Source organism: Pseudomonas sp. I8001 (genome assembly GCF_013385345.1).
In the GTDB taxonomy this organism is placed as follows: Bacteria; Pseudomonadota; Gammaproteobacteria; order Pseudomonadales; family Pseudomonadaceae; genus Aquipseudomonas.
The window spans coordinates 40,898-53,393 of sequence record NZ_JACAQC010000032.1 but is presented as its reverse complement, the minus strand read 5'-3'; the positions used below and the strand labels follow the sequence as shown (position 1 = coordinate 53,393).

10 protein-coding genes are annotated in these 12,496 nt (G+C 60.5%); 4 read left to right on the top strand and 6 right to left on the bottom strand.

Going from position 1 to position 12,496, the window contains the following annotated elements; translation table 11 throughout:
* Positions 1-43: 43 nt before the first annotated feature.
* The 6 genes from era to lptF form a co-directional block, all read right to left on the bottom strand.
* A complete protein-coding gene (era, locus tag HX839_RS21020; RefSeq protein ID WP_003210432.1) occupies positions 44-946 on the bottom strand; it encodes a GTPase Era in 903 nt (300 codons plus the stop codon).
* Complete coding sequence (rnc, locus tag HX839_RS21015; RefSeq protein WP_003210434.1) at positions 939-1,628, bottom strand: ribonuclease III; 690 nt, start codon at positions 1,626-1,628, stop codon at positions 939-941. Before rnc ends, era begins: the two co-directional genes overlap by 8 nt.
* A 147-nt stretch (positions 1,629-1,775) precedes the next feature.
* Positions 1,776-2,630 (bottom strand): signal peptidase I, encoded by an 855-nt coding sequence (lepB, locus tag HX839_RS21010; protein WP_003210437.1) that lies wholly within the window; start codon positions 2,628-2,630, stop codon positions 1,776-1,778.
* 5 nt (positions 2,631-2,635) lie between these two features.
* The gene (gene lepA, locus HX839_RS21005) at positions 2,636-4,435 is read right to left on the bottom strand and encodes a translation elongation factor 4 (protein WP_003210439.1); all 1,800 of its coding nucleotides are present in this window, start codon (positions 4,433-4,435) and stop codon (positions 2,636-2,638) included.
* Positions 4,436-4,587: 152 nt separating this feature from the next.
* On the bottom strand, positions 4,588-5,667 hold the full coding sequence (gene lptG / locus HX839_RS21000; protein WP_003210440.1) for an LPS export ABC transporter permease LptG: 1,080 nt from the start codon (positions 5,665-5,667) through the stop codon (positions 4,588-4,590).
* Complete coding sequence (gene lptF / locus HX839_RS20995; protein ID WP_003210442.1) at positions 5,660-6,778, bottom strand: LPS export ABC transporter permease LptF; 1,119 nt, start codon at positions 6,776-6,778, stop codon at positions 5,660-5,662. The genes lptG and lptF overlap by 8 nt, the downstream gene beginning before the upstream one ends.
* A gap of 282 nt (positions 6,779-7,060) precedes the next feature.
* Between lptF and HX839_RS20990 the strand changes: the two genes are divergently transcribed.
* From HX839_RS20990 to HX839_RS20975, 4 genes are all read left to right on the top strand, one after another.
* Positions 7,061-8,551, top strand: a complete 1,491-nt coding sequence (locus tag HX839_RS20990; RefSeq protein ID WP_003210444.1) for a leucyl aminopeptidase — start codon at positions 7,061-7,063, stop codon at positions 8,549-8,551.
* A gap of 51 nt (positions 8,552-8,602) precedes the next feature.
* Complete coding sequence (locus tag HX839_RS20985; protein ID WP_017476066.1) at positions 8,603-9,031, top strand: DNA polymerase III subunit chi; 429 nt, start codon at positions 8,603-8,605, stop codon at positions 9,029-9,031.
* Positions 9,032-9,038: 7 nt separating this feature from the next.
* Positions 9,039-9,443 (top strand): DNA polymerase III subunit chi, encoded by a 405-nt coding sequence (locus HX839_RS20980; protein ID WP_177020382.1) that lies wholly within the window; start codon positions 9,039-9,041, stop codon positions 9,441-9,443.
* Positions 9,444-9,628: 185 nt separating this feature from the next.
* Positions 9,629-12,475: a valine--tRNA ligase gene (locus tag HX839_RS20975; RefSeq protein WP_177067648.1), complete on the top strand. Its 2,847-nt coding sequence runs from the start codon at positions 9,629-9,631 to the stop codon at positions 12,473-12,475.
* The last annotated feature ends 21 nt before the right edge of the window (positions 12,476-12,496 follow it).

Sequence of the window (12,496 nt, the reverse complement as noted above, 5' to 3'; positions counted from 1 at the left end):
CAAGCCCGCTCCCACATTTGTCCTGCGGTGTTCCGGAGACCTGTTACAGGTCGCCGTAACCCAACGAACGCAACGCACGCTCATCATCGGACCAACCACCCTTAACCTTCACCCACAGGTTGAGCATGATCTTGGAATCAAACAGCAACTCCATGTCCTTGCGCGCTTCCGTGCCGATGCGCTTGATGCGCTCGCCCTTGTCGCCAATGATGATTTTCTTCTGGCCGTCACGTTCAACGAGGATCAACGCGTGGATATGCAGGGTCTTGCCCTGCTGCTTGAACTCTTCGATTTCGACGGTGATCTGGTACGGCAGCTCGGCACCCATCTGGCGCATGATTTTCTCGCGTACCAGTTCGGCGGCGAGGAAACGGCTGCTGCGGTCGGTGATCTGGTCTTCCGGGAAGAAGTGTTCGTTCTCCGGCAGGTAGCCAGCAATCACACGTTCCAGGGCTTCAAGGTTGTGCCCGTGCTGGGCCGAGATCGGCATGATCTGGGCGTTCGGCAGTTGTTCCTGCAGCCAGCTCAGGTGCGGCATCAGCTCGGCCTTGTCTTCGATGCGGTCGGTCTTGTTCAACGCGACGATCAACGGGCCGGTGACATACTGCACGCGCTCCAGAACCATCTGGTCTTCGTCGGTCCACTTGGTACGGTCGACCACGAAGATCACCACGTCGACGTCTTTCAACGCTGCCGAAGCGGTTTTGTTCATGTAGCGGTTGAGGGCCTTTTCGCCGCCTTTGTGCATGCCCGGGGTATCAACGTAGACAGCCTGTACGGCGCCTTCGGTCTTGATGCCCAGCATGTTGTGGCGGGTGGTCTGGGGCTTGCGCGAGGTGATCGCCAGCTTCTGTCCCAGGATGTGGTTCAGCAACGTGGACTTGCCCACGTTCGGACGGCCGACGATGGCAACATAGCCACAGCGAGTTGCGGTTGAATCAGTCATGGCCATTCTCCACGCCCAGGGCAATCAGTGCTGCAGCGGCCGCTACCTGTTCGGCAATACGACGGCTCACACCCTGACCTCGGCTTTTTTCATTCAGTAAGGTGATTTCGCATTCGACGAAGAACACTCGGCAATGCGGCTCACCCTGGATATCCACCACTTCGTAACGCGGCAGGTCGCAACCACGGGACTGCAGGAATTCCTGCAGGCGGGTCTTTGGATCTTTGTTGGTGTCTACCAGCGTCAGGCTTTCGATTTCGGTCGACAGCCAGGCGACGACGCGCTCCTTGGCCGCTTCCATGCCCGCGTCGAGGTAGATCGCGCCGATCAGTGCCTCAAGGGCGTCGGCCAGGATCGACTCGCGACGGAAACCGCCGCTCTTCAGCTCGCCGGAGCCCAGGCGCAGGTAATCACCCAGGTCGAAACCACGGGCCAGTACAGCCAGGGTCTCGCCCTTCACCAGGCGCGCACGCAAGCGCGACAACTGGCCTTCGCGGGCCAGCGGGAAGCGATTGAACAGGGCTTCGCCGGCGACGAAATTGAGGATGGCATCACCGAGGAATTCCAGGCGCTCGTTGTTACGCCCGGCAAAACTGCGGTGTGTGAGGGCAAGGATCATCAATTCCTGATCCTTGAAGGTGTAGCCGAGCTGGCGCTCGAGACGGCTTAGAGAAACGCTCACGGTTTACCCACATTCAGTTCGAGGCACCGGTGGCCTGCGACGATTAACGCTGTGTTCAAATTCAAATCCTGGTGGTTGCTGCATGGAGCCTGGTTTTGTCCAAGCCCCAGAAAAGCATTCGGCGCTGTGTTCACAGCGCCGCATGGATTACTTGATCAGCCCGACCCGCGAGAAGTTCGGCAGGTGGCTGAGCTTGGGTTCCGGCCAACTCATCCAGACCGCGAAGGCCTTGCCGACGATATTCTGGTCGGGGACCATGCCCAGCAGGTCCTTGGGAATATTCGGGTCATCCCAGTAGCGGCTGTCGTTGGAGTTGTCGCGGTTGTCGCCCATCATGAAGTAGTGCCCGGCAGGCACTGTCCACTGGTTGTCAGGCGGCGAACGGTAGCGGCTCATCTCCTTGCGGATTTCGTGCTCTACCGCCCCGAGTTTTTCCTGGTACAGCTCGGCGCTGCCCAGGGTGTTCGGCTCGGAACCGATCAGTTTTTCTGCCACCGACTCGCCGTTGACGAACAGGCGCTTGTCACTGGTGTAGCGAATCACGTCGCCCGGCAGGCCCACTACACGCTTGATGTAGTTGACGTTCGGGTCGCTTGGGTAGCGAAACACCATCACATCGCCGCGCTGCGGGTCACCGATCTCGATCACTTTCTTGTCGATCACCGGCAAGCGGATCCCGTAGGAAAACTTGTTCACCAGGATGAAGTCGCCCACGTCCAGGGTAGGTTTCATCGAGCCCGAAGGGATCTGAAACGGTTCCACCAGGAACGAACGCAGCACCAGCACGATGAACAACACCGGGAAGAACGACTTGCCGTATTCAACCAGCATCGGCTCTTTGTTCAGTTTCTCGATCACCGCCACATCGGGCTGGCTGACGCTGCCCTGATAGGACGCGATGGCTGCCCGGCGACGCGGGGCGAAGAACACCAGATCGAGCAACGCCAATAGACCGCAAACGGCAACGGCGATGACCAGCAACAGCGGGAAATTTAGTGACATAGGACCTAACTATCCAACCTGAGCACCGCAAGGAAGGCTTCTTGTGGAATTTCCACGTTACCCACTTGCTTCATGCGTTTTTTACCGGCCTTTTGCTTCTCGAGCAGCTTGCGCTTACGGCTGACGTCGCCGCCATAGCATTTGGCCAGTACGTTCTTTCTGAGTGCCTTGACGGAAGTCCGTGCAATGATCTGCCCGCCAATGGCGGCCTGGATCGCAACGTCGAACATCTGGCGCGGAATCAGTTCTTTCATCTTCTCGGTCAACTGGCGACCTTTGTAGTGCGCGTTGTCCTTGTGCACGATCAGCGCCAGGGCATCTACCTTGTCGCCGTTGATCAGTACATCCAGCTTCACCAGATTAGCTGATTGGTAACGGTCAAAATGGTAATCCAGCGAAGCATAGCCGCGGCTGGTGGATTTGAGACGGTCGAAGAAGTCCAGGACCACTTCGTTCATCGGCAAATCGTAGGTCACTTGCACCTGGGTACCGAGGAACAGCATGTCGTGTTGTACGCCACGCTTTTCGATACACAGGGTAATGACGTTGCCCAGATGCTCTTGCGGCACAAGAATATTGGCCCGCACGATCGGTTCGCGCATGTCTTCGATGGAAGACAGATCCGGAAGCTTGGACGGGTTGTCGACGTAAATCGTTTCACCGGTTTTCAGCGCCAGTTCAAAAATAACCGTCGGCGCGGTGGTGATCAGGTCCAGGTCGTATTCGCGCTCGAGGCGCTCCTGGATGATTTCCATGTGCAGCATGCCCAGGAACCCGCAGCGGAAGCCGAAGCCCAGGGCGTCGGAGCTTTCCGGGGTGTACTGCAACGACGAGTCGTTGAGGGTCAGCTTCTGCAGGGCTTCGCGGAAATCCTCGAAGTCGTCGGAGCTGACCGGGAACAGGCCGGCGTAAACCTGCGGCTGGATGCGTTTGAAGCCCGGCAGCACGTCGACGTCAGGGGTGGAGCTCAAGGTCAGGGTGTCACCTACCGGTGCACCGTGGATGTCCTTGATACCGGCGATGATGAAGCCTACTTCGCCGGCTTTCAGATCAGTGGTAGCCGTGTGCTTCGGGTTGAATACACCGACGCTGTCCACCAGGTGGATCTTGCCGGTGGACTTGACCAGGATCTTGTCGCCCTTCTTCACACGGCCGTGGCGCACGCGTACCAGGGAAACAACGCCCAGGTAGTTGTCGAACCAGGAGTCGATGATCAACGCTTGCAGCGGATCTTCGTAGTTACCGGTGGGAGCCGGAATGGTCTTGACCAGGCGCTCGAGCACTTCGTCGACGCCCAGGCCGGTCTTGGCGCTGCACTCGACGGCGTCGGTGGCGTCAATGCCGATGATCTTCTCGATCTCTTCCTTGACGCGGTCCGGATCGGCCTGAGGCAGGTCGATCTTGTTCAGCACCGGCATCACCTCCAGGCCTTGCTCGATGGCGGTGTAGCAGTTAGCCACGGACTGGGCTTCAACGCCCTGGCCCGCGTCCACTACCAGCAACGCACCTTCGCAGGCCGCCAGGGAACGGCTGACTTCATAGGTGAAGTCGACGTGGCCCGGGGTGTCGATGAAGTTGAGCTGGTACTTGATACCGTCTTTGGCGGTGTAGTACAGGGTTACGCTGTGGGCCTTGATGGTGATCCCGCGCTCGCGCTCGAGGTCCATGGAGTCCAGCACCTGGGCTTCCATTTCACGCTCGGCAAGGCCGCCGCACATCTGGATGAATCGATCGGCCAGCGTCGACTTGCCATGGTCAATGTGGGCGATGATGGAGAAATTGCGGATATGACTCAAATCACTCACGGATCAACACTCAAAAAGGCTGCAGGCAGACTGCCCGCTGAAAAATAGCCGGGAATTGTACCTGATGCGCAGACCAGACGTCATCCATGGCGACCAAGAACAAAAATGCCCCGGTCGTTCGAACGGGGCATTTTTTGTTCATAAGCGCGGGCTCAACCGGCCCGACGCAACAGCCAGAAGCCGGCCACGGCGCAGATGGCGGTCGGCACCAGCACCGCAAACAGCGGCGAGAAACCGAATACCAGGCTGGACGGCCCCAGCAGGTCCTGGGCGATACGGAAGGTGAAACCCACCAGTACGCCGGTAAACACGCGCTGGCCGAGGGTCACGGAACGCAACGGGCCAAAGATGAACGAGATCGCCATCAGCACCAGCGCAGCCGTCACCACCGGCTGCAACACCTTGACCCAAAACGCCAGCCAGTAACGGCCGTTGTTCAAGCCCTGGTCCTTGAGGTAATGGATATACCCCCACAGGCCGGAGATAGGCAGGCTTTCCGGGATCATCACCACGGTATTCAGCAATTCGGGCTTGAGGGAAATATCCCACTGCTCCGTCGGCACATTGATCACTTCGGTGGTCGATGCCGCACCCTTGCCGATATCACGGAAATAGGTGGTGGTCACATCGCTCAGTTGCCACTTTTCGTCGGCGTACTGCGCACGTTTGGCGAAGCTCGACGACAGCAGGTGACGTTCCTTGTCGAAGTGGTAGCGGGTGACACCCACCAGCAAACCACCCGGCTGCACGGCGTTGATGTGGATAAACTCCTCACCCTGGCGGTGCCACAGGCCATGCTTGGAGCTCTGGGCATCGCCCGAACCCTGGGCCAGGGCACGATTGGCCTGGGCCGTGGACTCGGCTGGAGGCGCCACGTATTCACCGATCAGCACGCTGACCACCATCAGCAACAGCATGGGCTTCATGACCGCCCACACGATGCGCCCGATGGAAACACCCGCCGCGCGCATGATGGTCAGCTCGCTGTTGCTGGCCAGGCTGCCCAGGCCGATCAGGCAGCCGATCAGCGCAGCCATCGGCATCATGTCGTACAGGCGACGGGGCGCCGTCAGCGCCACGTAGCTCAGGACGTCGGTAACGGTGTAGGTATCGCTGACGTTGCCGACTTCATCAATGAAGGCGAACAACGAGGCCAAACCCAGAATAATGCCCAGTACCGCAAGGATTGCGACCAGGACGCTGCTACCAATGTAGCGGTCGAGCTTAACCACGAGCCATCTCCTTCACGCTGCGACGACTCCGCATCTTCAACCGCATCGGTTCCCAATAAAGCAGGCCCAGGCCAATGGCCAGGAAGACCCCGTGGACCCACCACAACCCAAGGGCCGGCGGCAGTTTGCCCTTCTCCAGGGAGCCGCGGGCGGAAATCAGGATGGTCAGGTAAGCCATATAAAGCAGGATCGCCGGCAGCAGCTTGAGGAAGCGGCCCTGGCGCGGGTTGACCCGGGACAGCGGCACGGCCATCAAGGTCACGATGAACACCAGCAGCGGCAGGGAAATCCGCCATTGCAGCTCGGCGATCGAACGCAGTTCCTTGCTGCCGATCAGGTCTGGGGTCGGGATCGCGTCGCGGTCGGTGACCTCATCGCTGACATCCGGCCGGGCCAGCATCACGCCATAGGTGTCGTACTTGATTGCGCGGTAATCGGCCTGACCGGGGCTGCCGTCATAGCGATAGCCATCTTCCAGGATCAGGTAACGGCTGCCATCCGGGCGCACTTCCTGGCGCCCCTTGTCGGCCACCAGAATCGAAATACCACGGTCTTTCTGGTTCTGGCCGAGATTTTTCTGGGAGATGAACACCCCTCCCAGGTTGGCACGGTCATCCGACATTTGCTCGGTATAGGTCACCCGGGTGCCGTCGTTGAGCGCTTGGAAGCGGCCCGGCTCCAGGGTGTCGAATTCGGTCATGGCGTCCTGTTTGTTCAGCACCAGCTGGAACTGCATGGCGCCCTGGGGTGCCAGGCTCAAGCTCAGCCAGGCCACCACCAGCGCGATACCGGTGGCCGGAACCATGGTCATGGCCAGCAAACGTTGCTGGCTCATGCCGGTGGCCGACAACACGGTCATTTCGCTTTCAAGGTACAAGCGGCCGTAGGCCAGCAGAATCCCGAGAAACAGGCCCAATGGCAGGATCAGCTGCAGGAAGCCCGGCAGGCGAAAGCCCATGATCAGGAACAGCGAACCCGGATCCAGGGCACCCGAGGCAGCCTGGGCGAGGTATTTGACGAAGCGACCACTCATGATGATGACCAGCAATACCGCACTCACGGCACTCAGGGTCAACAGGACTTCGCGGGATAGATAACGGAAGACGATCAAACCAGACACTCCAGGGTTGTCAGGCTAAGGCGGCCAAACAAGCAAGCATATCGAGTCGACCCATTGCTGCAGGCCGGCTAAAAAGATGGCGCATTATCCTGTGATTGACCGCACCTGTCACGGAGCTTGCTCATACGCGTGCACAAAGCTGCCCGCAAGGGTTGTCAGGCTCGGGCGGCGAGGTTCAAACTGCGGCCTTTGTCGCGGGCGGCCTACAGGCTGCCAAGCTTACAAGCCGGAGTACAGACTCCTGGCTCACTGACCTTTATAAGGGACCCGAAAATGGAACTGGTTGTAAAAAGCGTTAGCCCCGAAACGTTGAAAACCGCCACCCTCGTGGTCGCTGTCGGCGAAGGCCGCAAGCTGGGCGTTGCCGCCAAGCAACTGGACGAACTGAGCGGCGGCGCCATCAGCGCAGTCCTCAAGCGCGGTGACCTGGCCGGCAAGGTTGGCCAAAGCCTGCTGCTGCAAAGCCTGCCTAACCTTAAAGCCGACCGTGTATTGCTGGTGGGCGTTGGTAAAGACGCCGAACTGGGCGACCGTCCGTTCCGCAAGATCATCGCCGGCATCCTCAACACCCTCAAGGGCCTCGGCGGCACCGACGCGGCCCTGGCGCTGGACGAAGTCGTGGTCAAGGGCCGCGACAGCTACGGCAAGACCCGCCTGCTGGCCGAAAGCCTGCTGGACGGCGGCTACGTCTTCGACCAGTTCAAGAGCACCAAGGCCGAACCCCGCGCCCTGAAGAAAGTCACCCTGCTGACCATCAAGGCGGCCCAGGCTGAAGTCGAACGCGCCGTGACCCACGCCCAGGCCATCGCCGGCGGCATGGCGTTCACCCGTGACCTGGGCAACCTGCCACCGAACATCTGCCACCCAACCTACCTGGGCGAGCAAGCCAAGGCGCTGGGCAAGGAATTCAAGGGCCTGAAAGTCGAAGTCCTGGATGAGAAGAAGATCAAGGAACTGGGCATGGGCTCGTTCTATGCCGTGGGCCAGGGCAGCGACCAGCCGCCACGCCTGATCGTGATGCAATACAACGGCGGCAAGAAGTCCGAGAAGCCATTTGCCCTGGTCGGTAAAGGCATCACCTTCGACACCGGCGGCATCAGCCTCAAGCCGGGCCTGGGCATGGACGAGATGAAGTACGACATGGGCGGCGCCGCCAGCGTGTTCGGCACCCTGCGTGCCGTGCTGGAACTCAAGCTGCCGATCAACCTGGTGTGCATCCTGGCCTGCGCCGAGAACATGCCGAGCGGCGGCGCGACCCGTCCGGGCGACATCGTCACCACCCTCAGCGGCCAGACCGTGGAAATCCTCAACACCGACGCCGAAGGCCGCCTGGTGCTGTGCGACGCCCTGACCTACGCCGAGCGCTTCAAGCCGCAAGCCGTGATCGACATCGCCACCCTGACCGGTGCCTGCGTGGTTGCCCTGGGCGCCCACACGTCGGGCCTGCTGGGCAACAGCGACGAACTGATCGGCCAACTGCTCAGCGCCGGCCAGGCTGCCGACGACCGCGCCTGGCAACTGCCGCTGTTCGATGAGTACCAGGAACAGCTGGACAGCCCGTTCGCCGACATCGCCAACATTGGCGGCCCGAAAGCCGGCACCATCACCGCCGCGTGCTTCCTGTCGCGTTTCGCCAAGAACTTCAACTGGGCCCACCTGGACATCGCCGGCACCGCCTGGACCAGCGGCGGCAAGGACAAGGGCGCCACTGGCCGTCCGGTTCCATTGCTGACCCAGTACCTGCTGGACCGCGCCAAAGCCTGAAAATGAAGATCCCCGGGCGCTTGTAAAGCCGCCCGGGGCTCAGGAACCGCAATGACCCAAGTCGACTTCTATATATTGCCCAGCGCCGATCCTTCCGCGCGCCTGGACTTTGCCTGCAAGCTCACCGAAAAAGCCTGGCGCATGGGCCACCGCATCTACCTGCACTGCAGCGATGCCGCCCAGCGTGATGACCTCGACGCCCGCCTGTGGCGCTTCAAGGGCGAAAGCTTCGTGCCCCACGGTCCCGCCGAATCAGAACCGGAAGGCCTGGTGGTACTGGGTTTGGGCGACAACTGCGGCGATCACACAGACCTGCTGGTCAACCTTGACCTGAAAGTACCGGCCTTCGCCAAGGGTTTCGCCCGCGTGGCGGAAGTGGTGGTGGAAGACCCGGCTATTCGTCAGGCCGCGCGGGAGAGTTTCCGTTTCTACCGCGAACAGGGCTATTCTCTGCAAGATCACCGGCTACAACGACTTTGAGCACACGATGGACACTCCAAACCCGCTAAAAGACCCTGACCACCTGCTGGACGACCTTGAGTCGATCCGCAAGCTGCTCGGTGATGATGACCTGCAACCGCCATTGCTGACCGATGCGGTCAACGGTGACGTACAAATTCCCCTGCTGTTCGATATGGTGGGTGGCAAGCCGGTTACGCCGGAACCTGTCGAAACGCCCGTGGTACAAGCTGCGCCGGCTGTAGCTGTTGCCGTACCGGCCGCCGAAAAAGCCCCCGACGCCCTGCTGCTGCACCTGGACAACGAACTGCGCGCCGCCGCGCAACTGATCATGCAAGACGTGATCGACGATTTTGCCCCGCATATCGAAACCGAGATCAAGCGCCGGCTGGATGCGCGCATGGAGCGGTTGTTGAGCCAGTACCAGAACTAAGGCTGACACATATCCCCTGTGGGAGCGGGCTTGCTCGCGAAGGGCGTGAACGATAACGCGTACATCCTGAATGAACGCGCCGCCCTCAGGTTTTTCGCGAGCAAGCTCGCTCCTACCCCTCTCCCCTATCCCCCGTTATACTTGTCGGCTTTCCTGAATTAATGCCAACTAGGGTCCCGCCGCGCATGGATAAGACCTACCAGCCGCACGCTATTGAAACTTCCTGGTACCAGACCTGGGAGTCCGAGAATTATTTCGCTCCGCAAGGCGCGGGCGATGCCTACACCATCATGATTCCGCCACCGAACGTCACTGGCAGCCTGCACATGGGCCATGGCTTCAACAATGCGATCATGGATGCCCTGATTCGTTTCCGCCGAATGCAGGGTCGCAACACCCTATGGCAACCAGGTACAGACCACGCCGGTATCGCCACCCAGATGCTGGTGGAACGCCAACTGGAAGCCACCGGCCAGAACCGTCACGACCTGGGCCGCAAGAAATTCCTCGAGAAAATCTGGGAATGGAAGGATCAGTCCGGCGGCAATATCAGCCGTCAGATCCGTCGCCTGGGCTCGTCCGTCGACTGGAGCCGCGAGCGCTTCACCATGGACGATGGCCTGTCGGAAGCCGTGAAGGAAGCCTTCGTGCGCCTGCATGAAGACGGCCTGATCTACCGCGGCAAGCGCCTGGTCAACTGGGACACCAAGCTGCACACGGCGATTTCCGACCTTGAAGTGGAAAACCACGACGAAAAAGGTTTCCTGTGGAACCTCAAGTACCCGCTGGCTGACGGCGCCAAGACCGCCGAAGGCAATGATTACCTGATCGTCGCCACCACCCGTCCGGAAACCATGCTTGGTGATGCCGCCGTCGCGGTCAACCCGAATGACGAACGCTACCAGGCGCTGATCGGCAAGTTCGTCGAGCTGCCGCTGGTTGGCCGTCGCATCCCGATTATTGCGGATGACTACTGCGACCCTGAATTCGGCACCGGCTGCGTGAAAATCACCCCGGCCCACGATTTCAACGACTACGAAGTCGGCAAGCGCCACAACCTGCCGCTGCTGAACATCTTCGACAAAAACGCCGCTGTTCTGCCGGCCTGCCAGGTGTTCAACCTCGACGGCACGCTGAACGAGAGCATCGACGGCAAGATCCCGGCTGAATACGCCGGCCTCGACCGTTTTGAAGCGCGCAAGCAGATCGTTGCCGCCTTCGACGCTGCCGGCCTGCTGGTGAGCGTTGACGACCACGCCCTGAAGGTACCGAAAGGTGACCGCTCCGGCACTGTCATCGAGCCTTGGCTGACCGACCAGTGGTACGTGTCCACCAAGCCTTTGGCTGAGCCGGCAATTGCTGCCGTGGAAGACGGCCGCATCGCGTTCGTGCCGAAACAGTACGAAAACATGTACTTCTCGTGGATGCGTGACATCCAGGATTGGTGCATCAGCCGCCAGCTGTGGTGGGGCCACCGGATTCCGGCCTGGTACGACGAGTCGGGCAAGGTCTACGTGGGCCGCGACGAAGCCGAAGTACGTACCAAGCACAACCTTGGCGCGGACGTGGCGCTGCAACAGGACAACGACGTACTGGACACCTGGTTCAGCTCGGGCCTGTGGACGTTCTCCACCCTCGGCTGGCCGCAACAGACCGAATTCCTGAAGAAATTCCATTCCACCGACGTGCTGGTCACCGGCTTCGACATCATTTTCTTCTGGGTTGCCCGGATGATCATGCTCACCATGCACTTGGTGAAGAACGAAGACGGCACCCCGCAGGTACCGTTCAAGACCGTGTACGTGCACGGCCTGGTGCGTGATGGCCAGGGCCAGAAGATGTCCAAGTCCAAGGGCAACGTCCTGGACCCGCTGGACATCATCGACGGCATCGACCTGGAAACCCTGGTGCAGAAACGCACCTCGGGCCTGATGCAGCCGAAACTGGCGAAGAAGATCGAGAAGCAGACCCGCGACGAGTTCGCCGATGGCATCGCCAGCTACGGCACCGACGCCCTGCGCTTTACCTTCTGCTCGCTGGCGTCCACCGGTCGCGACATCAAGTTCGACATGGGCCGCGTCGAAGGCTATCGCAACTTCTGCAACAAGATCTGGAATGCCGCGCGCTACGTGCTGGATAAAGGCGAAGACTGCGGCCAGAACGGCGAGGCCATCGAGCTGTCCCTGGCGGACCGCTGGATCATCTCCCAGTTGCAGCGCACCGAAGCCGAAGTGACCCGTCAACTCGACCAGTTCCGCTTCGACCTGGCGGCGCAGGCCCTGTACGAGTTCATCTGGAACCAGTATTGCGACTGGTACCTGGAACTGTCCAAGCCCGTGCTGTGGGACGAGAACTCGCCGATCGAACGTCAGCGCGGCACCCGTCAAACCCTGGTACGCGTGCTGGAAGTGGCGTTGCGCCTGGCGCATCCGTTCATGCCCTTCATCACCGAAGAAATCTGGCAGCGCATCGCGCCGCTGGCGGGCAAAGACGGCAAGACCATCATGCTGCAACCTTGGCCGGTGGCCAACGAAGCCCGCATTGATGAGGCGGCCGAAAGCGATATCGAGTGGCTCAAGACCCTGATGATGGGTACGCGCAACATCCGCGCCGAGATGAACATCGGTCCGGGCAAGCCACTGGCCGTGTTCGTGAAGAATGCCAGCAGCGAAGACCTGCGTCGCCTCACCGAGAACGACGCGCTGCTCAAGAAGCTGGCGAAGCTGGAGTCGATCACCGTATTGGCCGCTGGCGAAGAAGCACCGCTGTCCGCCACCGCACTGGTGGGCGAGATGGAAGTGCTGGTGCCGATGGCCGGCCTGATCGACAAGGGTGCCGAACTGGCGCGCCTGGACAAGGAAATCCTGCGCCTGCAAGGCGAAGTGCAGCGGGTGGGCGGCAAGCTGTCCAACGCGGCGTTCGTCGACAAGGCTCCGGCTGAAGTGATCGAGAAAGAACGCGCCAAACTGGCTGAGGCTGAACAGGCTTTGGGCAAGCTGGCGGAGCAACACGCGCGGATTTCCAGCCTGTAAGGGGCTGCCCGTGCGGAAAAA

Coding starts and splice junctions, on each gene's coding strand:
- lepB (WP_003210437.1), bottom strand. CDS start 2,630: ATGTCACTAAATTTCCCGCTGTTGCTGGTCATCGCCGTTGCCGTTTGC.
- HX839_RS20980 (WP_177020382.1), top strand. CDS start 9,039: ATGGACACTCCAAACCCGCTAAAAGACCCTGACCACCTGCTGGACGAC.
- HX839_RS20975 (WP_177067648.1), top strand. CDS start 9,629: ATGGATAAGACCTACCAGCCGCACGCTATTGAAACTTCCTGGTACCAG.
- era (WP_003210432.1), bottom strand. CDS start 946: ATGACTGATTCAACCGCAACTCGCTGTGGCTATGTTGCCATCGTCGGC.
- HX839_RS20990 (WP_003210444.1), top strand. CDS start 7,061: ATGGAACTGGTTGTAAAAAGCGTTAGCCCCGAAACGTTGAAAACCGCC.
- HX839_RS20985 (WP_017476066.1), top strand. CDS start 8,603: ATGACCCAAGTCGACTTCTATATATTGCCCAGCGCCGATCCTTCCGCG.